Source organism: Stenotrophomonas sp. PD6 (genome assembly GCF_049199305.1).
Taxonomy (GTDB): Bacteria; Pseudomonadota; Gammaproteobacteria; order Xanthomonadales; family Xanthomonadaceae; genus Stenotrophomonas.
In genome coordinates this window covers 1-282 of record NZ_JBLZQD010000040.1, presented here as the reverse complement: position 1 = coordinate 282, position 282 = coordinate 1, and the positions used below count along the sequence as shown (strand labels likewise).

Here is a 282-nt window from a genome sequence, read left to right as displayed (position 1 = left end):
CGCCGACGGTACGGCCGCCTTCACGAATCGCGAAGCGCAGGCCGTCGTCCATGGCGACCGGGTTGATCAGCGTGACAACCATCTTCACGTTGTCGCCCGGCATGACCATTTCCACGCCTTCCGGCAGTTCGACCGCACCGGTGATGTCGGTGGTGCGGAAGTAGAACTGCGGACGGTAGCCCTTGAAGAACGGGGTGTGGCGGCCGCCTTCGTCCTTGGACAGGACGTAGACTTCGGAGTCGAACTTGGTGTGCGGCTTGATCGAACCCGGCTTGGCCAGGA

General features: G+C 63.1%; 1 pseudogene. It reads right to left on the bottom strand.

Annotated features, from left to right (window positions below):
- Window positions 1–282 (bottom strand): annotated as a pseudogene (tuf, locus tag ACOZHM_RS20705) (elongation factor Tu); the annotation flags it as partial.